Annotated in this window: 24 protein-coding genes; 19 read left to right on the top strand and 5 right to left on the bottom strand. The window is 64.8% G+C overall.

Features of this window, described 5'->3' with window-relative positions:
- Window positions 1-161: 161 nt before the first annotated feature.
- Window positions 162-1,121 (bottom strand): TraB/GumN family protein, encoded by a 960-nt coding sequence (locus B2Z70_RS14305; protein WP_292984182.1) that lies wholly within the window; start codon window positions 1,119-1,121, stop codon window positions 162-164.
- 157 nt (window positions 1,122-1,278) lie between these two features.
- On the opposite strand from B2Z70_RS14305, the gene B2Z70_RS14300 reads away from it, so the two are divergent.
- From B2Z70_RS14300 to B2Z70_RS14255, 10 genes are all read left to right on the top strand, one after another.
- Complete coding sequence (locus tag B2Z70_RS14300) at window positions 1,279-1,719, top strand: hypothetical protein (protein ID WP_292984180.1); 441 nt, start codon at window positions 1,279-1,281, stop codon at window positions 1,717-1,719.
- The gene (locus B2Z70_RS14295; protein ID WP_292984178.1) at window positions 1,712-1,951 is read left to right on the top strand and encodes a helix-turn-helix transcriptional regulator; all 240 of its coding nucleotides are present in this window, start codon (window positions 1,712-1,714) and stop codon (window positions 1,949-1,951) included. The genes B2Z70_RS14300 and B2Z70_RS14295 overlap by 8 nt, the downstream gene beginning before the upstream one ends.
- Window positions 1,952-2,043: 92 nt before the next feature.
- A complete protein-coding gene (locus B2Z70_RS14290) occupies window positions 2,044-2,370 on the top strand; it encodes a flagellar basal body rod C-terminal domain-containing protein (protein WP_292984176.1) in 327 nt (108 codons plus the stop codon).
- Window positions 2,371-2,445: 75 nt separating this feature from the next.
- Window positions 2,446-3,414, top strand: coding sequence for a GGDEF domain-containing response regulator (locus B2Z70_RS14285; protein WP_009803162.1), 969 nt, complete (start codon window positions 2,446-2,448; stop codon window positions 3,412-3,414).
- Window positions 3,415-3,451: 37 nt separating this feature from the next.
- Complete coding sequence (locus tag B2Z70_RS14280; RefSeq protein ID WP_292984173.1) at window positions 3,452-4,117, top strand: DsbA family oxidoreductase; 666 nt, start codon at window positions 3,452-3,454, stop codon at window positions 4,115-4,117.
- Between the two features lie 26 nt (window positions 4,118-4,143).
- The gene (locus B2Z70_RS14275) at window positions 4,144-4,539 is read left to right on the top strand and encodes an MAPEG family protein (RefSeq protein ID WP_009803160.1); all 396 of its coding nucleotides are present in this window, start codon (window positions 4,144-4,146) and stop codon (window positions 4,537-4,539) included.
- A gap of 57 nt (window positions 4,540-4,596) precedes the next feature.
- Window positions 4,597-5,976, top strand: a complete 1,380-nt coding sequence (locus tag B2Z70_RS14270; protein ID WP_009803159.1) for a TldD/PmbA family protein — start codon at window positions 4,597-4,599, stop codon at window positions 5,974-5,976.
- Complete coding sequence (locus B2Z70_RS14265; RefSeq protein WP_009803158.1) at window positions 5,977-6,750, top strand: 3'(2'),5'-bisphosphate nucleotidase CysQ; 774 nt, start codon at window positions 5,977-5,979, stop codon at window positions 6,748-6,750.
- Between the two features lie 22 nt (window positions 6,751-6,772).
- Window positions 6,773-7,015 carry a DUF4170 domain-containing protein gene (locus B2Z70_RS14260; RefSeq protein ID WP_009803157.1) on the top strand — a complete coding sequence of 81 codons (243 nt, stop codon included), beginning with the start codon at window positions 6,773-6,775 and terminating at the stop codon, window positions 7,013-7,015.
- 89 nt (window positions 7,016-7,104) lie between these two features.
- The gene (locus B2Z70_RS14255) at window positions 7,105-8,811 is read left to right on the top strand and encodes an ABC transporter ATP-binding protein (protein ID WP_292984169.1); all 1,707 of its coding nucleotides are present in this window, start codon (window positions 7,105-7,107) and stop codon (window positions 8,809-8,811) included.
- A gap of 285 nt (window positions 8,812-9,096) precedes the next feature.
- On the opposite strand, the gene B2Z70_RS14250 is transcribed toward B2Z70_RS14255, so the two are convergent.
- Window positions 9,097-9,876, bottom strand: coding sequence for an FkbM family methyltransferase (locus B2Z70_RS14250; RefSeq protein ID WP_292984167.1), 780 nt, complete (start codon window positions 9,874-9,876; stop codon window positions 9,097-9,099).
- Window positions 9,877-9,926: 50 nt separating this feature from the next.
- Window positions 9,927-10,589 carry a fused DSP-PTPase phosphatase/NAD kinase-like protein gene (locus B2Z70_RS14245; protein WP_292984165.1) on the bottom strand — a complete coding sequence of 221 codons (663 nt, stop codon included), beginning with the start codon at window positions 10,587-10,589 and terminating at the stop codon, window positions 9,927-9,929.
- Between the two features lie 110 nt (window positions 10,590-10,699).
- Here B2Z70_RS14245 and B2Z70_RS14240 point away from each other — a divergent pair, with 110 nt between their 5' ends.
- From B2Z70_RS14240 to B2Z70_RS14225, 4 genes are read left to right on the top strand one after another with little or no spacing between them, the layout of a single operon-like run.
- The gene (locus B2Z70_RS14240; RefSeq protein ID WP_292984163.1) at window positions 10,700-11,449 is read left to right on the top strand and encodes a lysophospholipid acyltransferase family protein; all 750 of its coding nucleotides are present in this window, start codon (window positions 10,700-10,702) and stop codon (window positions 11,447-11,449) included.
- On the top strand, window positions 11,446-12,720 hold the full coding sequence (locus tag B2Z70_RS14235) for a 3-deoxy-D-manno-octulosonic acid transferase (RefSeq protein WP_292984161.1): 1,275 nt from the start codon (window positions 11,446-11,448) through the stop codon (window positions 12,718-12,720). Before B2Z70_RS14240 ends, B2Z70_RS14235 begins: the two co-directional genes overlap by 4 nt.
- Window positions 12,717-13,730 carry a tetraacyldisaccharide 4'-kinase gene (lpxK, locus tag B2Z70_RS14230; RefSeq protein WP_414690874.1) on the top strand — a complete coding sequence of 338 codons (1,014 nt, stop codon included), beginning with the start codon at window positions 12,717-12,719 and terminating at the stop codon, window positions 13,728-13,730. The genes B2Z70_RS14235 and lpxK overlap by 4 nt, the downstream gene beginning before the upstream one ends.
- 9 nt (window positions 13,731-13,739) lie before the next feature.
- Window positions 13,740-14,669 (top strand): lysophospholipid acyltransferase family protein, encoded by a 930-nt coding sequence (locus tag B2Z70_RS14225; RefSeq protein ID WP_292984157.1) that lies wholly within the window; start codon window positions 13,740-13,742, stop codon window positions 14,667-14,669.
- Between the two features lie 106 nt (window positions 14,670-14,775).
- On the opposite strand, the gene B2Z70_RS14220 is transcribed toward B2Z70_RS14225, so the two are convergent.
- The gene (locus tag B2Z70_RS14220) at window positions 14,776-15,642 is read right to left on the bottom strand and encodes a M23 family metallopeptidase (RefSeq protein WP_292984155.1); all 867 of its coding nucleotides are present in this window, start codon (window positions 15,640-15,642) and stop codon (window positions 14,776-14,778) included.
- 16 nt (window positions 15,643-15,658) lie between these two features.
- Window positions 15,659-15,919, bottom strand: a complete 261-nt coding sequence (locus B2Z70_RS14215) for a DUF2093 domain-containing protein (RefSeq protein WP_292984153.1) — start codon at window positions 15,917-15,919, stop codon at window positions 15,659-15,661.
- A 92-nt stretch (window positions 15,920-16,011) separates the two neighbouring features.
- Here B2Z70_RS14215 and mutL point away from each other — a divergent pair, with 92 nt between their 5' ends.
- From mutL to B2Z70_RS14190, 5 genes are all read left to right on the top strand, one after another.
- On the top strand, window positions 16,012-17,928 hold the full coding sequence (gene mutL, locus B2Z70_RS14210) for a DNA mismatch repair endonuclease MutL (RefSeq protein ID WP_292984149.1): 1,917 nt from the start codon (window positions 16,012-16,014) through the stop codon (window positions 17,926-17,928).
- A gap of 143 nt (window positions 17,929-18,071) precedes the next feature.
- The gene (locus B2Z70_RS14205) at window positions 18,072-21,479 is read left to right on the top strand and encodes an Ig-like domain repeat protein (RefSeq protein WP_349682220.1); all 3,408 of its coding nucleotides are present in this window, start codon (window positions 18,072-18,074) and stop codon (window positions 21,477-21,479) included.
- A 114-nt stretch (window positions 21,480-21,593) separates the two neighbouring features.
- Complete coding sequence (gene lspA, locus B2Z70_RS14200) at window positions 21,594-22,094, top strand: signal peptidase II (RefSeq protein WP_009803144.1); 501 nt, start codon at window positions 21,594-21,596, stop codon at window positions 22,092-22,094.
- A gap of 91 nt (window positions 22,095-22,185) precedes the next feature.
- Window positions 22,186-22,722 carry a DUF3035 domain-containing protein gene (locus B2Z70_RS14195; protein WP_292984144.1) on the top strand — a complete coding sequence of 179 codons (537 nt, stop codon included), beginning with the start codon at window positions 22,186-22,188 and terminating at the stop codon, window positions 22,720-22,722.
- A gap of 151 nt (window positions 22,723-22,873) precedes the next feature.
- The coding region (locus B2Z70_RS14190; RefSeq protein WP_292984142.1) for an amidohydrolase family protein at window positions 22,874-23,706 on the top strand (833 nt) is incomplete at its 3' end.

The raw sequence follows: 23,706 nt of genomic DNA, 5'->3' as shown, positions 1-23,706 counted from the left end.
CGGCCGGCTCAGCCAGAGACCACGATGTAGAGATAGACCCCGACGGCGAAGGCGAATAATCCCAGCGCCGCAAGCTGCAAGACACGATTTCTGGATAGCGTCACGATCCGGTCTTCCATCTCGACTTCTCCTTCTTGCCAGACGGTCGGCTCACCGACCCCTTACTGGACGCGCTCGACCTGGACATCGCGATCGACCAGGATGTCGATCACACTGCCCGGGCCGTACAAATGGCCGGCGCCCACAGCGATGAAGGCGTCCTGGTTGCGAGCGAGCATGTCCTCGATCTGATCGGCCCAGTTTTCATTGCGTGTCGTGAAGACGGCGTCATTCAGTTCCGGAGAGGTCTCCCGGACCTCAGCCACCAGAATCTCGTCAAGCTGTTGCACGTCGCCGGTGCGCCAGGCTTCAACACCGTCCAGCACCTGTTGCTGGATATCGGTCAGCCCCTCCAGTCCCAGATCAAAGCTGTCCAGCAAAAGCGCCTCGTCCAGCCCGGCCAGCACTTCGATCTGGTATGTGGCGGTTTCCAGATAGCCGATGGAATCACCTTCCGCGCTCGCCCGGGCGAGGACCTGCGGCTCAATCCCTGCGCTCGGGTCGAGGCCCGCCTGACCGTAGACCATGGCCGTCAGGGACAGAATGGCGAGCCAGGGCTGCATGGGCTCAAGCGCCTCGAGCGGCACGCCATATGACACCAGAACCGATTCAAGATTGGCGGTGCGATCCGGGCCCAGAATGCTGCTGAGCGTGACGCCGGGCGGGTTCATGCCGAGCCGCGCAACGGCGGCGGACAGTTCTTGCTGCGCCGGCGGGCTCAGAACATCGGCTTCAACGAAAGTGTGGCCTGTTTCGGCCATAGCCGCATGGAAGGCCTCTGTCTCCCAGCGGGTTCCGGGAGGCAGAAGATGGAAGGTGCCGTAGAGATAGAGCGTCGTGTCCGCGTCACGCACAGCATACAGAGCCGGACCGTCGCCGGGAACCGGATCGGCGTACACATCGGACGCCCACGCGCTTCCCCCGACAGCCAGGGACAGCGCGATCGCACGCAGGGCGACACGACCGCCCTGCAGGGCAGGCGTCGACAGGCTTCCGAAGAGCTTTTGACGAAGAGAGAGCATGCGCATTGTCCTTTCAAACCTAGAACGCTATGTTGGCATAACCAGACTGTGTGTTGTACATGTATAACATATTGGCGCACAGGTAAAGCTAATTGTTTAGGACGCGACCATGCCCGCAATCCCTCTCTGGATGACTCGCCTGACAGCTCCGATTTGTATGTCCGCGCATGCGCTTGGCATCCTTTTATGGTTGATTCACGGAGGCGGGCCGGGCAGTGCTGGCGTGCTCCTGATGATTTGCGCTTGGCTCGTCCTGATCGGATTTTCGGTCATCCGCTGGCTCCAGGGCGACTTCATTCAGCGCGCGCTGAACCTCAAACCCTGGCTTCGTCCAACCGACGATCCCTTGCTCGAACAAGCACGTATCGCCATGACCCGGACCGCATTCACCACCCTGGCCCTGCTAGGCCTGCTCATGGGCGCGATGTGGCCCACGCTGATGGATGAGCCGTCCGCTGATCCCGAGATCCTGTTGAAGACGGCCCGCTTCATGATGGCCGGCATGTCCTTCATCGGACTGACTGGCACGGCCTTGCCCGCTGCGATCATGGCCTGGTCCATACCGCCGCTCGAAGACAGCGAGACGCACGATGGGTAGCAAGGTCCACAACCGCCTGGCCGTGTTGCGCACCGAGCGCGGTCTGTCCCGCAAGGAACTTGCGGAAGCGGTCGGTGTGAACTTCCAGACCATCGGCTATCTGGAACGCGGCGACTACAACGCCTCTCTGGAGCTTGCCCTGAAGCTCGCCCAGCTGTTCGAGGTTCCGGTTGAAATGATCTTTTCGCTCGAACCGCTGAAGCCGCTGTCGCAATCGGTGACGCCGCGATAGCCGGGATCGTCGCCTCAAGCGCTTAACGCCCCGGTAACTTACATGACCGGTTCCGCGTGCAATGACCGACATTTAGGCGCATAGCTACGGTCATGAACTCGGTTTTCTCATCCGGCGTACAAGCCTTCCAAGCCGCCACAGCGCGGCTGGATGCTGCGGCAGGCATGGTCAACCGCGTTCGCCCATCGACCATCCCTGCCGCGCTTACCCAAAGCGCTTCAGCTCCTGACGCGTCCGCCGGGCGATCCGACGCCCCCCCACCACCCGCCGGTCCCGGCGGGCGCGTTTCTTCTTTCGATGATGACTACGTCACCGCCATGGTCGACATGATCAAGGCCGAGCATCAGGCGTCAGCGGCCACCTCCATCATCCGCTCCGCCGATGAAATGCTGGGCAAGTTGTTGGATACCAAGGCCTGATCGCGCCTATCGGATTTTCCGATTTTACGCGTGTCATCAGGACAGCGTTAAGCCTTCTCCCCTAGCGTGCGCGACATGGCTGTGTCCGAAGCGCCCTCTTTCCCGGAAGTCCTGCCCGACGCCTCTCCCACCGGAGATCGCGCAGAGGATGAGCGTCTGCACATCCATATCTGTGAGACCAGCCGGGTCCAGCGCGCTATCCTGGTGCGCATGCTGACCGAAGCAGGGTTTATCTGCAGCGCGTCCGGCCATGCCCAGGAGAGCCTTGACCAGCTGCGCCAGGACCCGCCCGACATCTTCCTCACCGCCATCGAACTTCCGGACTTTTCAGGGCTTGAGGCGTGCTGGCGGGTCAAGGCCAATCCCGAGACCGAGCATATCCACACCATGGTGCTGTCCGCCTCGGGTCAGGAGGACAAGCTCGCGGAATCCCTCGATTCCGGCGCGGACGACTTTCTGGTCAAACCCATCGACAAGAACGAGTTGAAGGCCCGCATGCGCGCCGCCTCGCGCATTGTCCGACTGACCCAGCGCATGCGAGCGGAAGCGGAAACCGATGCGCTGACCGGCGCCTATAACCGCCGGGTGTTCATGCGCACGCTGGAACGCGAGCACAAGCGCGCGCTCGATCAGGCCCTGCCCTTCAGCGTGCTCATGGTCGACCTCGATTTCTTCAAGAAGATCAACGACACACACGGCCATGCCAGCGGCGACCGGGTGCTGATCAAGACGGTGAAAACCCTCAAGGCGCTGTTGCGTCCGCCGGCCATGCTGGGCCGACTGGGCGGTGAGGAATTCGCTGTCCTCCTGCCTGGCCAGGACGCGGACATGGCCCTGCAGACGGCGGAATCGCTGCGCCTCGCCTTGCAGGCGTTGCATGTGGAAAATGATGACGGCCACCCCATCCCCGTGACCGCCTCCATGGGGCTCGCGACGCTGCATGCCGGCGATCTTGAATCGAGCGGTGAGAAAATGCTCGGCGAGGCGGACGCCGGGCTCTACAAGGCCAAGGAAGGCGGGCGCAATCAGGTCTGCATGCCCTGAGCTTTTCTCGATGGCGGGATCGCTCTACGGTCCGCCCATGACCCAAGTTTCCGTTGATATCGTCTCTGACGTTGTGTGCCCGTGGTGCTGGCTGGGCCTGCGCTACTGGGATCAGGCCCGCGCGCTGGTTCCCGAGATCCAGACCGAAACCGTGTATCGCCCCTTCCAGCTCGACGGCGCCGTGCCGCGCGAGGGCGTGCCCTATTCCGACTATATGAAGAAGAAGTTCGGCGATGGCCCGGACGACCGCTTCAAGATGATGCGCGAGCATCTCGAACAGGCCGGCCCCGCCGCCGGGATCAAATTCCGCTTCTCCGGCATTCCCGTGCGGCCCAACACGCTGGACGCCCACCGGGTGATCCGCTGGGCGCAGGGCCAGGATCTGGGCGAAGCGGCCTCCGAGCGCCTGCACAAGGCCTTCTTTGAGGAGCATCTCGATATTGGCGATGCGGCGGTTCTGACCCGGCTGGCGGGCGAGATCGGTCTGGAAACCGACATTGTCGGAAATCTCCTCGCCTCCGACCGGGACCGGAAGGAAGTTCTGGAGGAAGAGCAATTCTTCCGTCGCCTGGGCGTTCAGGGCGTGCCATGCTTCATCTTCAATGGTCAGTTCGCCGTCTCGGGCGCGGAAGCGCCCGAGGTGCTGGCTGACGCCATCCGGCAGGCCGCCAGCCTGCCGCAGACCGATGACGACGCTGACTGACCGGCGCGCATCACAGGGGGAGTTCCATGACAGCGCTTGAAGCGGCCAGCCTCTATGTGGGCCTCAATCTGGTGATCCTGTTGATCCTGGGGGGCAATGTGATCCGCTACCGGGTCAGCACCAAGACCAGTCTCGGCATGGGGACGGACCCGGCGCTGGAACGCGCCTGTCGCGCCCACGCCAATGGCGCGGAATGGACGCCGGGCGCGCTGATCGCAATTGTCCTGATGGCCATGCTGGGCGCGCCGGTGATGGCGATCCACGCGATCGGCGTCAGCCTGACCGTGGCGCGGGGCATTCATGGCTGGGGCGTCGCCACCAAGGACGGCCCCAATATCGGCCGCTTCCTGGGCGCGCTCATCAGCCTCGTCATCTATGCCGTTCTGGGCGTCGGGCTTGTGCTGCACGCGGTGACAGGCTGAGCCCTGAACCGATGTGACGCGTTGCGCTTGGACCCGTGTTGACGTTATGGGATCGCTATGACCGATCAGAACGCCAGCGCCGGCCTGGGCGCACCCGACACCCGATCTCTCCTGGCTCTGGCCCACGAGCTCGTGAACCGCGCCAAGCGCGCCGGCGCACAGGAGGCCGAAGCGGTCCTGTCTGAATCGCGCGCCATCGAAGCCGGCGCCCGCGAAGGCAAGCTGGAAACCGTCGAGCGCAGCGAAACCCGCGATGCCGGACTTCGCGTCCTGATCGGCAAGCGCCAGGCGGGCGTGGCTTTCTCCGACCTCTCGGAAGCGGGCATGAGCCTTGCCGTCGAGCGCGCGGTCGCCATGGCCAAGGCCGCCCCGGAAGACCCCTATTGCGGTCTGGTGGAGCCCGACAAGTTGGCGCGCAAGATCCCCGAGATCGCCACTTACGAAGCCACTGATTTCACACCTGAACAGCTTGAAGCCGCCGCGCTCGAGATGGAAGCGGCCGCCCTTTCGGTCAAAGGCGTCGCCATGACGTCCGGCTGCGGGGCCAGCGCGGGCGTGGGCGGTTCGGCCTTCGTCACCTCCACCGGGTTTGAACGTGCGCGCCTCGGCTCCCGCTGCGGGCTCGGCGTCGCCGCCATCGCCAGGGACGCCAATGGCGCGATGGAGCGCGATTATGACAGCCACGCCGCCCGCCGCCGCTCGGATCTGAAAACAGCGCAGGAAATCGGGCTGAGCGCAGGCGAACGCGCGGTCAGCCGTGTCGGCGCTGAAAAGCTCGCCACCGGCAAGATGCCGGTCGTGTTCGATAAACGCGTCTCCACCACTTTCATCTCCTCGCTGCTGGGCGCGATCTCCGGTCCCGCCATTGCGCGCGGCACCTCCTTCCTGCGCGACAAGATGGGCGAGCGCCTGTTCAGCGAGGGCGTGGACATCATCGAGGATCCGCTGCGCGACTGGAGCTTTGGCGCCCGCGCCGTGGACGCGGAAGGCATCGCCTGCAAACCCCGCGCGCTGATCGAGGACGGGGTGCTGACCACCTGGCTGCTCAACGCCTCCAGCGCCCGCCAGCTCGGCCTTGAGCTGACCGGCCACGCGGCGCGCAATCTGGGCGGCGCGCCGGGCGTCGGCGCCTCGAATGTCCATCTGACGCCGGGCGAGCTTGATCGCGACGGCCTGATCGCTGAAGCCGGCGAAGGCGTTCTGGTCAGCGAGATGTTCGGCCCGTCGCTGAACGCCAATACGGGTGACTGGTCGGTCGGCGTCGCCGGCTACGCCATCAAGGGCGGCAAGCTCGCCGGCCCGGTCAGCGAGATCACCGTGGCGGGCAATCTTCTCGACATCTTCGCCCGGCTCGTGCCGGGTTCGGACCTGGAGTTTGACAGCGCGATCAACGCGCCCAGCGTGCTGGTGGACAATCTGTCGATCGGCGGTCGCTAGATGACCGACGCGCGCGCAGACCGGGACCTCTTGGCTGACGCCGCGCGCGCCGCCGGCAAGCTCGTCCTCGCCTTCCGCGCCCGCGGCATGCGCGACTGGGAGAAGAATCCCGGCGACCCGGTCAGCGAAGCCGACCTCGCGTCAGACGCGCTCCTGAAGGAACGGCTGCAGGGCGCGCGTCCCGATTATGGCTGGCTGTCCGAAGAAACCGCCGACGACCAGTCCAGGCTGGAACGCAGGCGCAGCTTTGTCATCGACCCCATCGACGGCACGCGCGCCTTTCTCAAGAACAAGCCCGAATTCGTCATTTCCTGCGCCGTGGTGGAAGCGGGCCGCCCCGTCGCCGCCGCGATCTATGATCCCAGCGCGGACGTGATGTATGACGCCGCGCTCAGGCAGGGCGCGCGCAAGGATGGCGCATCGCTGTCGATCAGCACACATGACAGCATTTCCGGCGCCCGCCTCATCGGCGATCCGGGTCGGCTGTCGGATCTGCGGGCGCTGGGCGCGGACGCCCACACCGTCAACTCCGCCGCCCTGCGCCTGTGTCTGCTGGCCGCGGGCGAAGCGGATGCGGTAGTCGCGGTTCGACCTAAGTGGGACTGGGATCTCGCCGCGGGTCATCTATTGGTGGAAGAGGCGGGCGGGGTCTTCACCTCGTCGAAAGGCGAAGCGGTGTATTACAACCGGACAAGCGCTGTTCAGGACCCGCCGCTGGCGGCTGGTCCGGTGCTGCACGCCTTGCTATTAGACCGCCTTAAACAGACCCGATAACGCCCTTTGAGGGAGACTCCCCATGAGCAACACGTCTTCTCCGCAACTGCTCCACCTGGTGATTGGCGGCGAGCTGAGCGATATCGGCCCGGGCGCGCCCGAGTTCAAGGACCTCAGCCAGGTTGATTTCGTCGGCGCCTATCCCAGCTATGAAGAAGCCCGCGACGCCTGGAAATCGGCGGCCCAGCGCACAGTGGACAACGCGCATATGCGCTATTTCGTGATCCATGCGCACAAGCTTCTGGATCCGTCCAAGAAGGACTAAGCGCCCTGTCTGAGACGCCTGCCCCGAACGGCGCCCTGCCCGGCGCGCCCAAGCCCCAGAGCGCGCGCTCGTTTGCGCTGGCGAAGCGTTTGTGGCGCGAGCAGATCACAAAACACAAGGGTCTTCTGGCCTGGGCGACCCTGCTCGCCGCCATCACGGCGGGCGCGGCCTCGGGTTATGGCGTCGTGGTTCAGCAGGCCTCCGGACTTCTGGAAAACCGCGAGCCCAGCGTGCTCTGGCTGGCGCCCGTGCTCATTCTGGGCGCGGTCATCGTCCGCTCGGTCAGCCTGTTCGCGCAGAACCTCGCCACAAACCGTCTGGCGCTCGCAATCATGCGCGATCTGCAGGTCGCCATGTTCGATCGACTGATCACGGCGGACTTCCAGCGCCTCGAGCGCGAACCCGTCGGCGCGATCATCTCGCGCTTCACCAATGACATCACCATGCTGCGCGAGGGCCTGATCCGCGCGGCGAACAATCTCACCCGCGATTTCCTGACCGTGGTGGGCTGCCTTGTGGTGCTGTTCTGGCTCGACTGGGCGCTGACGCTCGTCGTGCTCGCCGTCCTGCTGGTCGCGGGCCATCCGATCACCGTCATCGGCAAGGCGATTCGAAAACGCGCGGGCGATATCCAGGACCAGATGGGCGATGTGTCGAGCTTTCTCGAGGAAGGCTTTTCCGGCGCGCGGATGATCAAGACCTTCTCGCTGGAAGACTGGTCGCAAGAGCGCGCCAGAGGCCGTTTCCAGAGCCGGTTCGAGCTGCTGCTCGCCATGGTCGCCCAGCGCGCGCGCATCGAACCGATCATGGAGGTCGCCGCCGGCGTCGCCTTGGCCGTCATCTTCGGCTTTGCCGGCTGGCGGGCTCTCAATGGCGCCACCGAACTGTCGGACCTTCTGGGCTTCATCGTCGCCTTCGGCGTCATGAGCTCGCCCATCCGCGCCCTCGCCTCGCTCTCGGGCGTGCTGCAGGAAGGCTTCGCGGTGCTCGACCGGGTCTTCGCCCTTCTGGACGAAGAACCCAACCTCACCGAAGCGCCGGACGCCAAACCGCTCGCCTTTGAAAAGGGCCATGTGGAGGTGCGCGATGTCCGCTTCCAGTATGAAGCGGGCGTGGATGCGCTCCATCAGATCACGCTGGAGGCGAAACCCGGCGAGACCATCGCCCTTGTCGGCCCGTCGGGGTCGGGCAAGACGACGCTCCTGAACCTCATCGCCCGGCTTTATGATCCGGTCGAAGGCGAGGTCCTGATCGACGGTCAGGACATCAGATCGGTCACCCTCGCCTCGCTGCGGACCAGGCTCGCCCTCGTCAGTCAGGAGGTGACCCTCTTTGACGACACGATCCGCAACAATATCGCGCTGGGAAAACTCGGCGCCTCCGAAGACGAGATCATCGCGGCCGCCAGAGCCGCCGACGCCCATGACTTCATTCTGGGCCTCTCAGCCAGCTATGACACGCAAGCCGGGCCGAAAGGCTCGAACCTTTCGGGCGGCCAGCGCCAGCGCGTCGCCATCGCCCGCGCCATCCTCAAGGACGCGCCGGTCCTGCTGCTTGATGAAGCCACGAGCGCCCTCGACGCCAATTCAGAGGCGCGGGTGCAGGAGGCGCTCGACAAGCTCAGCCAGGGCCGCACCACCATCGTCATCGCCCACCGCCTCGCCACGGTGCGCAAGGCCGACCGCATCTATGTCATGAAGGCGGGCGAGATCGTGGAAAGCGGCGACCATGACAGCCTGATCCAGGAAAACGGCCTCTATGCCCAGCTGAGCGCGCTGCAGTTCGCGGATGGATAATGTGGTGATTTCCCGGGCGAGCGAAGCGATGACCCGGGACCTCCATCCACGTTAAGCGGCCTATCCTGAGGGAGGCCCCGGCTCTGCGCTGCGCTTGGCCGGGGTTTCAACTTGCATGGCTGTCATCCCGGACGCGGAGCGATCCGGGATCGACCGGAACCGCTTTGTTCTGATTACAGAAACGAAACGGGTAGATCCCGGCTCAAGGCCGGGATGACGCTGAGAGAGACGGCATCGGTGGTGTGCGTTCCTCTCCCCGTCCTCCGGCCAAGAGCGGAAGAACCTCTAACCCGCCCACAAGCCGCAGCGACGCAAATCCCCCATCCGCTCGTCCGGCGCGTAGACGGTGTTCTCGCGACCCTGTCGCCCCGGGCGGAGGCGGTCGCCGTCAAAGGCGGCGCGGGTATAGCCAAGCTCCGAGGTAAGAACCCGATCGGCGTCGGCGTTCGATTGCATCAGGATCAGCGGGCGGCAGCGTTCGAGCGTCTCTCTCGCCCCGCGCAGAACCGCCTCGAACCAACCCGGCGCGTCGATCTTGATGAAACCAGGATCGAGATCGAGCATGTCGAGCGTGAAGGTGCGCGCCTCGCCCGCCATCATCTCGAAGCGGTCGGGATCAAACCCGGCCACGGTCTCATCACTGAGCCAGGTGCGTGACTGGTCCGGGTCAAACGAGGCGAGCCCGTCATACACAAAACCACGATAGACCGGCACATAGAGCCGCCGCGCCTCATCCTTGTCGCTCAAACCGCAGGCATAGACCGCGAGCGCCGGATCATCGTCAAACAGGGTCGCGAGCCCCGTCGCCAGATGCACATTGGGTTCAAAGGCGTAAATCGGCGCATCGGGCTGGTAGAGCCGGATGGCGTCCACGCTCTGCCCGCGATGGGCGCCCACATCGATGAAGACCTCGCCCGGATCGGGCCGCCAGCGCGAGAGCAGGGAGAACTCGGCTTCAAACGGCAGCCGCAAGGTCCGACGCACAAAGCGCTGTACGCTGGCCTTGGCGTCCACCAGCGCCGGGAACCGGCTCTGCCAGGCGCGGATTTGGGGTTCGATCGACATGCTCGCCTCCTGCACCTTCAGGATGCAAACGGCGAGCCATCAACCCCAAGCTATTCGCGGCGCAGGATTTTCTCGGTCAGGGCCGACCCCCACCAGCTGGCCATGAAGCCGTCATGGCACGCCTGGCGGTCATATTCGGTACGCACCCACTCAAGGAAATCGATCGACGATTGCGCATTTCTCTGACGATAAAGGTCAAAGAAATGATCGAGCATGCCGGTCTTGCCCTGCTTGATATGGCCGTATTTGAACGAGAGTTGCTGGACCGCCTTCTCGAACGGGGCCTTTTCGTGCAGCAGCTTGTACATCACCGCCACAATGCCCGCCCGGTCCGCGCCGGACTTGCAGTGCATGAAGGCGGGATAGGCGATCTCGTCGAAGACTGTGATCAGATGCTCGATGCGCTCCACATAGGGCGCCTCGCGCGAGCCCCAGGGCAGGTCGACGATGTCGAGACCGATCTCATCGCAGGTGAAGTGCTCGAGATCATAGTAATGACGGCCCGGCTGCGTGCCGCGCAGATTGAGGATCGTCTTGAACCCCATATCCTTGAGTTCGCGCAGGCGCTTGGGGCTGGGCTGATTGCCCCGCCACATCTCGCCGCCCACGCGGTGCATGTTGTGGAAGCGCTGGCGCAGCACGCCATGATCGCCCCACATGAGGCCCTTCATCGCGCGCTTGTAATCGACCGGGTCGTTCAGATCATAACTCATGGCGCGCTGAAGTAAGGCGCTTGAACGCGGCTTGCAACAACCCAGCGCGTGCGATTGACGCGCACGGAATGCTTGACGGATCGCCCCGGGGCGGCGATCCAGCGCATACCATGTTGAAGTCCATCGTCTCCTCGCCTCCGGTCCAGGCGCTGATCGCCGCGCTGCTGGCGGGCTATATGAGCCTTGTCAAAGCCACCACCCGCTGGGAGGTGCGCGGGCTGGAGCATGCGCAATCGCTCTGGTCCTCCGGGGACGGCGTGATCTGCGGCGTCTGGCATGGCCGCATCCTGATGACGATTGCGGCCTGGCCGAAAAACGTCCAGCCGCCCGCCATCCTGATCTCGCGCTCGCGCGAAGGCGATGTGGTCACCAAGGTCGCCGCCCATCACAAGGTGGAAGTCATCCGCGGCTCCTCGCGCAACAAGAAGAAGACCAAGCAAAAGGGCGGGCTGAGCGCCTTTCGCGAAATGGTCCGCTGGGTCGAGGGCGGCGGCTGCATGGCGCTGACCCCGGACGGACCGCGTGGACCGCGCATGCGCGCAGGTCTGGGCGCGGTCAAGCTGGCGCGCGCCACGGGCGCGCCGCTGCTGGGGCTGGGCTGGTCCACCTCGAACGCCCTCATCTTCAAGAGCTGGGACCGCTTCGTGCTGCCGCTGCCCTTTGGTAAAGGCGTGATCGTCTGGGCCGAGCCGGTCCGGATCGACGCCGACGCCGACAAGGCGGCGCTGGAGACCGCCCGCGCCACGCTGGAAGCGCGCCTGATCGCTGCAACCATGGAAGCCGACCTCGCCTGCCGCGGCGAAGCGATCACCGCCGCCCCGAAACCGCAATCTGAAGACCCCGGTCAGGACGCAGCATGAGCGCGCCGGGCCTGTCGCTGTATCGTTTCGCCAGCCAGGCGCTGAAACCGGCGGCGCGCTGGCTCCTCGACAGGCGCGCGCGGGAAGGCAAGGAAGATCCGGCCCGCCTGCACGAGCGCATGGGTCAGGCGCAGATCGCCCGCCCCGCAGGCCGTCTGACCTGGATCCATGCCGCCAGCGTCGGGGAGAGCCAGATGGCGCTCACGGTCGCCGAGGCGCTTCTCAGCCAGCATGACGACGCCCATGTGCTCATCACCTCGGGCACCCTCACCTCGGCCAACCTGATTGCGCGACGCGGACTGGACCGCCTGATCCATCAATTCCCGCCTGTGGATGCGCCGGACTGGGTGAACGCCTTTCTCGATCACTGGACACCCGATCTGGCGGTGTTCACCGAAAGCGAGCTGTGGCCCAACCTGATCCTCGCGGCCAGCGCACGCGGCGTGCCGCTGGCGCTGATGAATGCGCGGATGAACCGCAAATCGTTGGAGGGGTGGGCGCGCTGGCCTTCAAGCGCCAAAGCGCTTCTGGGCGCGTTTGACTGGATTGGCGCCGCGGACCAACGCACCGCCGAGGGTCTGTCGGGCCTGATCGGTCGCCCGGTGGAACTGGCTGGCAATCTCAAGCTTGAATGCGGCCTGCCCGCCCCCGATCCGGACGCCCTGAAAGCGGCGCAGGACGCCATTGGCGAGCGCCCGGTCTTTGTCGCGGCCAGCACCCATGACGGCGAAGAGGCGCTGATCGCCCAAGCCCATGCCGAAATTCTCAAAGTCCGGCCTGACGCCCTGATGATCCTCGCGCCGCGCCATCCCGAGCGCGCGGATGACGTGGCGGCGGTTCTGAACGAACACGGCTTGCCCCAGGCCCGCCGCTCTCAGGGCGAAACGCCGGACGGCAGGCCGGTCTGGCTGGCCGATACGCTGGGCGAGATGGCGCTGTGGTATGGGGTGTGCCCGGTCGCGGTGATCGCCGGCAGCTTCAAGCCCGGCATTGGCGGTCACAACCCGATCGAGGCGAGCCGCGCAGGCGCTCTGGTCATCACCGGCCCCCATGTGGACAGCTTTAGCGATGTCTATGGCGTCTATGATGCGCATGAGGCGCGCCTGGTCGCCGAAACCGCCGCCGACATTGCGCGCGATGTGCTGGACTGCTGGCAGGGCGACCGACTGACCTCGGACAAGGCCCTTGCCGCGCTAGACGCCTTGCCGAACGGGGCCCTGCCCCTCACCCTGTCCCATCTGAACCGGCTTCTCGACCAAGGACGCCCCTGATGCGAGCCCCGCCTTTCTGGGATGACACAGCGCCGCGCAGCTCTGCGGCTTTGACGCGCGCCCTCCTGTCGCCGCTGGGCGCGCTTTACGCCTGGGCCGGGGCGCGCCGCATCCGGACGACAACGCCCGCCCCCGCGCCCGCGCCCGTGATCTGCGTCGGCAATCTCACCGTGGGCGGGGTGGGCAAGACGCCCATCACCGCGGCCCTCATGCGCGCCGCGCACCAGAAGGGGCTCAAGGCTGCGGGCCTCAGCCGGGGCTGGGGCGGCAAGTTGGCGGGGCCCGTGAAGGTCGATCCCAAGCTTCATTCCGTGGCCGATGTGGGCGATGAACCCTTGCTGCTGTCGCGCCTCGCGCCGGTCTATGTCGCCCGCCATCGCCCCGACGGCGCGCGCATGGCCGCCGAGGAGGGCGCGGACGTCATCATCATGGATGACGGGCACCAGAACCCCAGCCTTGAAAAGACCCTCTCCATCGTCGTGGTGGACGGCGTGACCGGCTGGGGGCCGGGCACGGTCTTCCCGGCGGGGCCCTTGCGCGAACCGGTGAAGGACGGGCTTGCGCGCGCCGACGCCGTGATCGTGATGTGCCCCAGCGCGGAGTTCGCGCCGGACCTTGAAAAGCTCCAGCTCGCAGATCTTGAGATTCCGGTGCTGACCGCCTGGCTCGCGCCCGAAGCCGCCCCGCCGTCAGGACCGCTGCTGGCCTTTGCGGGCATTGGCCGGCCACAGAAATTCTATGACGCGCTGGTAGCGGCGGGCGGAAGTTTGGCGGATACGGCGAGCTTTCCCGACCATCACGCCTTCACTCGCGGAGAAATCGAGACGCTGGCCGATCTTGCCGAAAGCCATGACGCCACCCTGATCACCACCGAGAAGGACCATGTGCGCCTGCCCGGCGGGGTAAAGGGCTCGGTCACCGCCTGGCCCGTGCGCGCGGTCTTCCGCGAGGAAGCCCGGCTCGACGCGCTTCTGGATCAAGCGATGGATTCCTTCGCCGCCAGCCGTTAAGCAAGAACCATGTCTGATCTCATGAAATCCATCGGTTTTCGCGCCGAAGCGCTGGGCTGGGACGCCTATCAGGGCCTGTTCCGGTCCATGGGGCTGGAGCGCGCCTCCGATTACGGCGCCAAGCTCCTGCGCACGTTGGGCCCGAAAGTCTCGGTGCATCATGTGGCGCGCGTGAACATGCAGGTCGCCTTCCCCGAAGCGTCAGACCGCGAGCTGGATGGCCTGCTCGACGCCATGTGGGACAATTTCGGGAGGCTCGTCGGCGAGTTTCCCAACACCCACCGCTTTGATTTCAGCCCCAACAGCGACCAGATCGAGGTCGAGGGCGAGGAGATCCTGGCCGAGCTTGACCGTCAGGGGCAGCCGGCCGTGCTGATCGGCGGGCATTTCGCCAATTGGGAATTGATGGCGGCGGTGATCATGCGTCACCTCAAGGATTGCCGGATCACCTATCGCCACGCCAACAACCCGCTGATCGACCAGCGCATCATTGATCAGCGCAAGGCCTATGGCATCAACATCCTCGCCCCCAAGGGCGGGCATGGCGCCAAGGAATTGATGCAGGCGCTCAAATCGGGCGCGTCCGTGGCGCTGATGAACGATCAGAAGATGAATGACGGCATCGCCGCGCCCTTCTTCGGCCGCATGGCGATGACCGCGCCCGGCCCGGCGCGGATGGCGCTGCGCTATGACTGCCCGCTCGTGCCCATGTCGATCCGGCGCAAGGACCGCACCCGCTTCAAGGTGACGATCCACGAACCGCTGGCGCGTCCCGAAGGCAAGGATGCGGACGCCATTCTTGAGGTGGTCACAACCATCAACCGCTTCATGGAAGAGCGCATCAAGGAAGCCCCCAGCCAATGGTTCTGGGTGCACCGCCGGTTCGAAAAACCGCTCTACAAGCAGGCGAAGGCGGAGGCGCAAGCCTCAAGAGGCTGAATTCCCGGGCGAGCAAGGCGAAGACCCAGAACCTGTCTCCGCAAATAGCGCCCTATCCTGAAAGAGGCCCCGGCTCGGCGCTGCGCTTGGCCGGGGTTTCAGCGATTTACCGCAAGCCGCTGGGATCAACCGCGAGCGCTTCGGCGGGGTCGATATAGCGATTGTGCCATTTGATGCGCCAGTCGAGATGCGCGCCCGTCGAGCGACCGCCGGACCCGACTTCGCCGATCACCTCGCCCTGCGCGACTTCCTGACCGACGTCCACGTTCACAGCGCCCAGATGCAGGAAGGCGCTGGTCAGGCCCTGGCCGTGATCGATGAAGATCAGACCGCCTTCATAATACATGTCGGGATCGGCCAGCGTGACCACGCCCGCGGCGGGCGCGATCACCGGCGTGCCGCCGGGCGCTGCGATATCGATGCCATAGTGAGGCCGACGCGGTTCGCCATTGTAATAGCGCTGGCTGCCATAAACGCCGGTCAGGCGCCCCTCGACCGGCATGATGAAGGCGCTGGCGAAGCCCTCGCCCGTCCAGCGGGAGGTATAGGCGTTGCGCTTGACCCGGCCTTCGGCGCGGATGCGTTCGAGCACCTCTTCAGGCGGGGTGACGTATTCCTGCGGCACCCCCTCGATGCGCTGGATGTCGTATTCGCGCTGCTGGACGCTGAGCGTCTCTTCATAGCGGCCATCGGGCAGAGCGACGCTGAGCGTGGTCTGCGCCTCCGCATCCCGGTCATGGCCCAGCACGACCCAGCCCGCATCATCGGCCTCGACGGTGATGTCACCCAGCGTCACCTCGGCGCCGGGGCGTGTGCGGCAAACGATCATCGCGCCCTGGCGATGGGTTCCGGCGCAGTTGATCGGGGCGGCGGCGGGCGCCGTCTCGGCGATCAGCGCCGCCATGGGATCAGCCGCGCCCTCCGGCGCGGGGGCGACGGCTTGAACAAGGGCGAGCGCGGCGATCAGAACCATGAGAGCTATCCTGTCCCTATCCGGGTTTTTGCTGCTTGGCGGCGCCGGGGCCCTGATAGACCTCGCGCCAGCGTTGGGTGGCCGCGTTGGCGTCCAGATACGCTTCCTGAAGCTCGGCGGACCAGTAACGCAGATTGTTGAGCGTGATTTTCTCGCCCGTCACCGCGCATTTCACATACGCGCCGGGCTTGAGGATCATGAAGTCGGCGTCGCCGAATTCCAGCGTGGCTTCACCCGCGAAATCACGATCAAAGGAGGGCAGATCAGTATCGGTCATGTCGCTTTCCTATCACGAGAGCCTTGGCGAGCGGAAGACGGCAAACAGCGCTGCGCCTTGACCGACTCACACCCGCTCGCGACTTTGAAGCCATGACCCTCATTCGCCGCCTGTCGCCTGAAACCGTCAACCGCATCGCCGCCGGCGAAGTGGTCGAGCGCCCCGCCAGCGCCGTCAAGGAGCTGGTGGAGAACGCGCTCGATGCGGGCGCGCAACGCATCGACATCCGCATCGAGGGCGGCGGGCTGACCCGCATTGTCATCGAGGATGACGGCTCGGGCATGGACGCCGAAGGGCTCGAAACCGCGATCGAGCGGCACGCCACCTCCAAATTGCCCGTGGGCGAGGACGGGCAGGACGATCTTCTGAACATCCATTCCATGGGCTTTCGCGGCGAGGCCCTGCCCTCCATCGGCTCGGTCGCGCGCCTCAACATCACCACCCAGGATGAGGAGCTGGGCGGCGCCTGGGAGCTCTCGGTCGAAGGCGGAACGAAATCCGGCCCTCGCCCCGCCCCCTCGCTTGGCCGCCGCGGCACGCGGGTGGAGGTGTGCGACCTCTTCTACGCCACGCCCGCGCGCCTGAAATTTCTCAAATCCGAGCGCGCGGAAAGCACCGCCGTCTCCGATGTCATCAAGCGGCTGGCGCTGGCGCGGCCCGATGTGGGCTTCTTCCTGTCCGTGGATGGCCGCTCGCGCGTCTCCGCCCCGGCCGAGAGCACAGAGGATCGCGACGAGGCGCGCCGGGGGCGGCTGTCGTCCATTCTGGGCGCGGACTTTGGCGAGAACGCCCTCGTGATCGATCAGGAGCGCGAAGGCGTGCACCTGACCGGGCTCGCCAGCCTACCCACATACAATCGCGGCTCGAACCAGCACCAGTTCCTGTTCGTCAATGGCCGCCCGGTGAAGGACAAGCTGATCGTCGGCGCGGTGCGCGGCGCCTATCAGGACTTTCTCGCCCGTGACCGCCATCCGGTCGTCGCGCTCTATGTGGACCTGCCGTCCAGCCATGTGGATGTGAACGTCCACCCGGCCAAGGCCGAAGTGCGCTTTCGCGATTCAGGGCTGGTGCGCGGTCTGATCGTCGGCGCTCTGCGCCATGCGCTGGCGGGGGCGGGCCATCGCGCCTCCACGACTGTGGCCGGATACGCGCTTGGACGCGCCCGCCCCGAAGGCGCGCCGACCCATGCTTTGCCCCTCACACGCGGCAGCTCGATCTCCAGCGGCTGGGCGAACCGGCCCTCCCCGGCCTGGGAAAACCAGCTCTCCGAGCATCACGAGACGTCGGGCTATGGCTATGGCGAGTCCCAGACTGAAGCGTCCCAATATGGGCGCGGCGATCTCGCGCCCGGCATGTCCGCCCGCACCGAACCCTCTTACGGCGGCGAACCGGCGGACGGCGCGCCCGCGGCCGAAACGCACACGCCGGACTTCCCGCTGGGCGTCGCCCGCGCGCAGGTTCACGCCACCTATGTGATCGCCCAGACCGAGGATGGACTGGTGATCGTGGACCAGCACGCCGCCCATGAACGCCTTGTCTATGAGCGGATGAAAAAACAGCTCGCCGATACGGGCGTGGCGCGCCAGGCGCTGCTCGTGCCCGAAATCGTCGAGCTCGATGAAGCCGAAGCCCGCCGCGTGCTCGACCGCTCAGACCAGCTCGCCGAGCTAGGTCTTGTGATCGAACCCTTCGGCCCCGGCGCGCTGGCCGTGCGCGAAACCCCCGCCCTTCTCAAGCGCCTCGACGTGCAGGGTCTGATCCGGGATCTGGCCGACGAGATCGCCGAATATGACGAAGCGCTGTCGCTGAAGGAAAAGCTCGAAGAGGTGGTGGGCACCATGGCCTGCCACGGTTCGGTGCGCTCGGGCCGACGCCTCACGGGCGATGAAATGAACGCCCTTCTGCGCGAGATGGAAGCCACGCCTCATTCGGGCCAGTGCAATCACGGCCGCCCCACCTATGTGGAGCTGAAACTGGCGGACATCGAACGCCTGTTCGGTCGGCGTTAGGAGCCGTAGACGCGCAAGCCACTGAACGCGTGCATCAATTTATTTCCTAACAAAAGGTTTCACACCTTGCCCGCAGGGTCCTCATTTTGCATAAGCAGAGCGAGGGACCGTGACGGGGGAAAATCGTGCATCATTTTCGCACAATGCTTGTTCTGGCGCTTTTTTGCGCGCTGCTCGCTGGATTTACGCCCGCGCTGGCGCAAGGCGCCTCCGGTTCCGAAACGCTCGTCATCCACCGCATGGACGTCCGGAACGCCAGCATCGATCTGGGCGACTCTCCGCCGACCATCGTCATCGATTATGACATCGAGGATGTGTCCGAGGATGATCCGGGTCTGGAGGACCTCTTCGTTCATCTCTTCGATGATGAGGGTCAGCTCGTCGAATTCGATTTCAGCGTCGTGTCTGCAACACAATGGTTCAGGGACATCCCCCTACGAGCGACGGGCACTCTGGAATTCGAAGTCCCCGCGCTTCTGCCGCCTGGCGACTATGACCTGGCGATCACGGTTTATCGGTCAGATCGAAGAAAGGTCATTGATAGACAACTCGGCATAGCCACACCGGGCACGGTCACGCTTTACAGGGGCGAGGATGGCCCCTGGAACACGCCGCCGGCAATTTCAAATGTCTATGAAACCATGGGCAGCACGGATGTCACCGACGGTGATGCGTCCATGGGCTATTATGTTGAGATGTTTGACTACAATCGAACCGGGCTCGCTTCCCTGACGATTGAGTTATTCAAGGATGGGGTCAGCACGGGCTCACGGGTGTCCCATGGTTTGCCCGATGATATGACGCCGACGGCAGGGCCGCCCCCTGGCGGCTATGTGCAAACGGGCATCAATCTGCCTCAAACTCTAAAGCATGGCGCCCATGAACTTGTCTTCACGGTAACAGACAACTCTGGACTGTCCGCAACGGCAAACCGAACAATAAATATTATAAATCGTAGAGATGAAGGCATCCCCCCCGTCATAAACTCCGTTACCTTTAGAGACGAATCCATAAATCTGGGAGAAAAATATTTCCCGCCTGCACTCTGGGTGCTTTACAATTTTTCTGATTTGCAAAGCGGACTCTCAAGAGTTGAATACACGCTCACAAATCAAGAAGACTCAACTGATCAACACAGCCTGATCATTCCCTTTGACGTTCCGACGCAAAGCGGGTCGGGCTCTCATAACCTCACGAGCAGATTTGACCTGAACGCAGGCCGCTACACATTGTCCGCCCGGCTATACGACGATGCCGGCAATGAGACCTATGCGGAAAATCTCGACAGCATTGAGATCACGAGTGACGACACGCAGAACCCTTACGTCAATTCGCTGACCCTGACGCCCAATCAGATCGAGACCAGCCCCACTGTCACGCCTGCGTCCCTCGGCTATTCGCTGCGTGATCCGGGCACTGCAGGCCTGCGCGAACTCAGTCTCACCCTTCGCGACGTCAATAATTCAAGCCGGAACTATGCGCTTACCCCGCTCCGGTTTACCCGTGAATCGCGTCTGGACAGCCAGACCCAGATCAGCCTGCCCGCCTCCCTGCCGACGGGCGAGTATTTTTTGAGTTATGAGCTCAAGGACGCCGCGGGCAATCTCGCGACCGGGACCGTTAGCGAACGCCTGACCGTGACGGGCGGGACTGTCGGCCCGGTCTTCACCGCGCTTGGCGCAGCCTCGGACCGGATTTTCACCAATGATCCCTCTGGCGAGCTGGTGGTGACCTATGCCCTGCAGGACGGGGATGAGCGGGGCTTGGGCTGGGTCCGGCTGAGCCTTGAAAGCGAGACCTTACCGAATGCGGAGTCCGGCAATATCTCCCTGGGCGGCGTAGCGACGGCGCAAGGCGCTTACGGCTTTGCGCTCAATACGCTTGAGCCCGGACGCTACCGCCTGGTCGCCACGGCGCGGGACGCGCAAGGCAATGAAGCCACCACGCGTGACGTGCTAGCCGGAACGCCGGAATTCATCGAGATCCTGAACCCCAATCAACGGCGCTTTGGCCCATTTGACTGGGCGGGCGCGGGCACCACGGAGCACCCCTTCCGCGACATCTACCGGCTGAGCGGCCTGTCCCATGGCGCGCCCGTCGCCATCACGTACGAGAGCACGCAGGATCGGCTGAACGCGGTCGAGGCTTGCGCGGTCGAGGTGCTGCCCCAGCGGTATAACGGCTCGGAATATCTGATCCTCTCCCAGGACATTCCGGCGCAATGCGCACAGGGCTTTCTTCATCAGGCCCAGATGCTGATCACCTTCGCGCATGCGGACGACATGGCGACCAGTACGCTGAGCCGCTTCAAGGTCAGCCCGCACGGTCATCTGACCGATATGGGCTTTGACCGCACCACCGCCCCGCTTGCGTTTGACGCGCGTCAGGCCCTGAGCCTTGAGTTCGGCCCGTTTGACTGGGTGGAAACCGGCCAGAGCCGACAGCACCAGATCCTGTTCAGCAATGTCAGCGGCGTCAGTCAGATCGATCTCGCCTTCGCCAATGCGTCCAACGCCGGATTTGAGGGCGCGTTTACCGACTGCACGATCCATCGCCCTTCCGCCAGCCGGGACGAGACCCATTTCCTGCTCTCGGCCGCCATGCTGGCGGCGTGCGGGGATTTTGGCCGCGCGGACCTGACCGTGCGGCTCAGCGGTCCGGACCCGTGGATAGAGCCCTACACGTCGGCCGCGCGCCTGATCACGACGACGGAAAACGCCGTCAGCGACTTCAGCGCCGACTTCACCCCGTCGCGCACCCCTGAGCTGACCTCCCAGCTGGGCGGGCTGATCCTGGCGGTCTATCCGGCGTTTGAATGGACCGGGGACGCCAGCGCCCCCACCTCGAACCTGTTCCGCCTGTCGGGCCTCACCGACGGCGCTCCGGTCTCGATCACCCTGCGCGCGCTGCAGGATGAGGACTGGACGGATTGCGACATCCCCGTGACCCTCGCGAGCACCGGCGCGTTCGACTATGTCCTCACCTCGCAGGATCTCTCAGCCTGCGGCGCCTACGGGCGCGCCAATCTGCAATTCCGCGTCACCTACGCGGCCTCCAATCAAGGCGACGCCCCTCCGACCCTGCGACGCCTCGCCATCGGGGCGCAGGGCGATCTGACCGATTTCGGCTTTGATCTCGACGCCGCCGCATCGACGGCCCCGACAGCCATTGGAGATGGTCTCGCTGAAATCGAGTTCGGCCCCTTTGAGTGGACGGGGGACAACACCGTTTCAACACAGAACGTCTTCCGCATTTCCGGTCTCGACGGACCGCCGGACAGCATCGACATCGCCCTTATGAACGCCACGGTGGAAGGCTATCAGGGAGATTTCACCGATTGTGCGCTGCAAATTCGTCCCAATCGGGCCGGACAGAATGAATTCGTGATCGTCTCCAACGACCTGGTGGATTGCGGCGGCTTTCTTCGGGCCGACCTGCGCTTCCGCGTGCGCGCGCAGGCGGACCAGTTTGCCGACGACGTGCGAATGCGTCGCTTCGCGGTGACACGCAGCGGCGGCCTGACCGATTTCGGCTTCGACAACCCGCGCTAAGGCCCCTCCCCGCACTCTGTCGCAGCCAGATTGCGGCGCTTTCACTGGACCGGGCGGGGCGGGCCCTGCTAAGCCTATTCAAACAGGGAATGCAGGGACTTGATCATGCAGCGAATGTTCGCGCGGAAACGCCCCGCCGGATCGTTCACGATCTTCGGCTTCATCACCGCGGTGCTCGTTCTGATCGCTGACCAGGCCAGCAAATACTGGATCCTGTACGGGCTTGATCTTGACGGACGCACGCCGCAGCAGGTCGAAGTCCTCTCCCCCTGGTTCAACCTCACCATGGTGTGGAATCACGGCGTCAGCTTCGGCATGTTCCAGGCCGACAGCCCGGCCCAGCGCTATCTGCTGGCGGGGGTCTCGCTCGCCATTGCGGGCATGCTGGTGGTGTGGATGTTCCAGACCACGCGCCGTCTGCAGGCGCTGGCCTTCGGCCTGATCATCGGGGGCGCCATCGGCAATGTCATCGACCGCTTCATCTATGGCGCCGTGGTCGACTTTTTCGATTTCTCGGGGCTCTATTTCCCCTATGTCTTCAACGTCGCGGACGCCGGCATTTGCGTCGGCGTCGCGGTCATGGTCCTGGACCTGGTCCTGAACGGGGACCGCTGACCGGTTTCGCGCGGCGCCCCGGCCTCTGGCCAGAGCGTGCGTCCGTCTGATACAAGCGGTGAGAACCGCCTCTGAAAGCGAGCTTTCGACCATGCGTATGCGCACCGCCCTGATCCTTTCCGCCACCGCCCTGTTCGCGTTGACCGGCTGCAATTCCGGCGTCCGTCAGGCGCTTGGCGTGGACAAGACCACGCCGGACGAGTTTCGCGTCGTCACGATTGCGCCGCTCTCGGTGCCGCCGGAATACAATCTGACCCCGCCGCGTCCGGGTGAATTGCGCGCCGAGGACATGTTCCAGGACCAGCAGGCGCGCCGCGCCCTGTTCGGCGCCCAGTCCTCCTCCAACGCCACGGATGCGGAGATCCTGTTCGCCTCCCGCGCCGGCGCGGCGGACGCCAATCCGAATGTCCGCGCCATCATCGACGGCGAATCCGCCGCTCTGGTGCGCAAGGATGAAAGCTTCGCCAACCGCATCCTGTTCTGGCGCGACAATGAACGCCTGATCCAGCAGGGCGGCCAGCCGATCGACCCGGCCGAGGAAACCGCCGCGATCGAGACCGTCACCGGCGGCGGCGAGGTGGAGATCGAACGCCGGCGCACCGTGCGTCGCAAACTGCCCGGCCTTTAAGCCGACAGGACTGTTTTTAACGAAACGCCCGGCCCTCGCGCCGGGCGTTTTGCATTGTCGCGGTCGCATTTGATGTTGTTTGAGGTTTGACACTCGCCCCGGAGCCGGACACTTTTGCGGTTAAGCTCTGAAGAGCAAAGGGGAGAGAGACATGATCCGCACTATCGCCGCGCTTGGCGCGCTCGCCGCCGTCTGGCCCGCCGCCGCTCTGGCGCAAGAGGCTGAACCGCTTACCGTCATTCATGCCGGCCATCTGATCGCCGCGCCCGGCGAGGAGCGCGTCCGCGACCAGGTGTCCATTCTGGTCCGGGGCGACGAGATCGAAGCCATCGAGAACGGCTATGTCACGCCGGACGGCGCCGAGATCGTCGATCTGACGGGCGCCTGGGTGATGCCGGGCTTCATCGACGCCCATGTGCACATCACCAGCCAGCAGGGCGCGGGAAGCCGTCTGTCGACCTTTACCGACAGCAGCGCGGACGACGCCATTCACGGCGTTCTCTACAGCCGCCGGACGCTGATGGCGGGCTTCACCACCGTGCAGGATGTGGGCGGCAATATGGAAGCCGTGCGCGCCCTGCGCGCCGGCGTGGAGGCGGGCGAATTCCCCGGTCCGCGCATGCGCATCGCCGGCGGCGCCGTGACCCCCACGGGCGGCCATGCCGACATCAATGGCTGGAGCGTCGAGGTGATGCGCGCCAATGGCAGCCCCTATGCGTGCAACGGGGCGGATGATTGCGCCCGCGCCGTGCGCCAGCTGGTGCAGGAAGGCGCGGACGTCATCAAGATCACCGCCACCGGCGGGGTGCTGTCCTCCACCGGCGCAGGCGTCGAGCAGCAATTCTTCCAGGAAGAGCTGGACGCCATTGTCGGCGCCGCGCACATGATGGGACGCAAGGTGACCGCCCACGCCCATGGCGTGACGGGCATCAACGCCTTCCTGCGCGCCGGCGGGGATTCCATCGAGCACGGCACCTATCTCGA

The sequence above is a fragment of the Oceanicaulis sp. UBA6590 genome, assembly GCF_002433705.1.
Taxonomy (GTDB): domain Bacteria; phylum Pseudomonadota; class Alphaproteobacteria; order Caulobacterales; family Maricaulaceae; genus Oceanicaulis.
This window is presented reverse-complemented; position numbering and strand designations above follow the sequence as displayed.

What these genes read in the sequence shown, in the direction of transcription:
- B2Z70_RS14270 (WP_009803159.1), top strand. Translation starts at nt 4,597, where the DNA reads ATGACCGATCAGAACGCCAGCGCCGGCCTGGGCGCACCCGACACCCGA.
- B2Z70_RS14260 (WP_009803157.1), top strand. Translation starts at nt 6,773, where the DNA reads ATGAGCAACACGTCTTCTCCGCAACTGCTCCACCTGGTGATTGGCGGC.
- B2Z70_RS14215 (WP_292984153.1), bottom strand. Translation starts at nt 15,919, where the DNA reads ATGACCGATACTGATCTGCCCTCCTTTGATCGTGATTTCGCGGGTGAA.
- B2Z70_RS14205 (WP_349682220.1), top strand. Translation starts at nt 18,072, where the DNA reads ATGCTTGTTCTGGCGCTTTTTTGCGCGCTGCTCGCTGGATTTACGCCC.
- B2Z70_RS14265 (WP_009803158.1), top strand. Translation starts at nt 5,977, where the DNA reads ATGACCGACGCGCGCGCAGACCGGGACCTCTTGGCTGACGCCGCGCGC.
- B2Z70_RS14220 (WP_292984155.1), bottom strand. Translation starts at nt 15,642, where the DNA reads ATGGTTCTGATCGCCGCGCTCGCCCTTGTTCAAGCCGTCGCCCCCGCG.
- B2Z70_RS14285 (WP_009803162.1), top strand. Translation starts at nt 2,446, where the DNA reads ATGGCTGTGTCCGAAGCGCCCTCTTTCCCGGAAGTCCTGCCCGACGCC.
- B2Z70_RS14290 (WP_292984176.1), top strand. Translation starts at nt 2,044, where the DNA reads ATGAACTCGGTTTTCTCATCCGGCGTACAAGCCTTCCAAGCCGCCACA.
- B2Z70_RS14295 (WP_292984178.1), top strand. Translation starts at nt 1,712, where the DNA reads ATGGGTAGCAAGGTCCACAACCGCCTGGCCGTGTTGCGCACCGAGCGC.
- mutL (WP_292984149.1), top strand. Translation starts at nt 16,012, where the DNA reads ATGACCCTCATTCGCCGCCTGTCGCCTGAAACCGTCAACCGCATCGCC.
- B2Z70_RS14235 (WP_292984161.1), top strand. Translation starts at nt 11,446, where the DNA reads ATGAGCGCGCCGGGCCTGTCGCTGTATCGTTTCGCCAGCCAGGCGCTG.
- lspA (WP_009803144.1), top strand. Translation starts at nt 21,594, where the DNA reads ATGTTCGCGCGGAAACGCCCCGCCGGATCGTTCACGATCTTCGGCTTC.
- B2Z70_RS14275 (WP_009803160.1), top strand. Translation starts at nt 4,144, where the DNA reads ATGACAGCGCTTGAAGCGGCCAGCCTCTATGTGGGCCTCAATCTGGTG.
- B2Z70_RS14280 (WP_292984173.1), top strand. Translation starts at nt 3,452, where the DNA reads ATGACCCAAGTTTCCGTTGATATCGTCTCTGACGTTGTGTGCCCGTGG.
- B2Z70_RS14250 (WP_292984167.1), bottom strand. Translation starts at nt 9,876, where the DNA reads ATGTCGATCGAACCCCAAATCCGCGCCTGGCAGAGCCGGTTCCCGGCG.
- B2Z70_RS14305 (WP_292984182.1), bottom strand. Translation starts at nt 1,121, where the DNA reads ATGCTCTCTCTTCGTCAAAAGCTCTTCGGAAGCCTGTCGACGCCTGCC.
- B2Z70_RS14225 (WP_292984157.1), top strand. Translation starts at nt 13,740, where the DNA reads ATGTCTGATCTCATGAAATCCATCGGTTTTCGCGCCGAAGCGCTGGGC.
- B2Z70_RS14300 (WP_292984180.1), top strand. Translation starts at nt 1,279, where the DNA reads ATGTCCGCGCATGCGCTTGGCATCCTTTTATGGTTGATTCACGGAGGC.
- B2Z70_RS14245 (WP_292984165.1), bottom strand. Translation starts at nt 10,589, where the DNA reads ATGAGTTATGATCTGAACGACCCGGTCGATTACAAGCGCGCGATGAAG.
- B2Z70_RS14195 (WP_292984144.1), top strand. Translation starts at nt 22,186, where the DNA reads ATGCGTATGCGCACCGCCCTGATCCTTTCCGCCACCGCCCTGTTCGCG.
- B2Z70_RS14240 (WP_292984163.1), top strand. Translation starts at nt 10,700, where the DNA reads ATGTTGAAGTCCATCGTCTCCTCGCCTCCGGTCCAGGCGCTGATCGCC.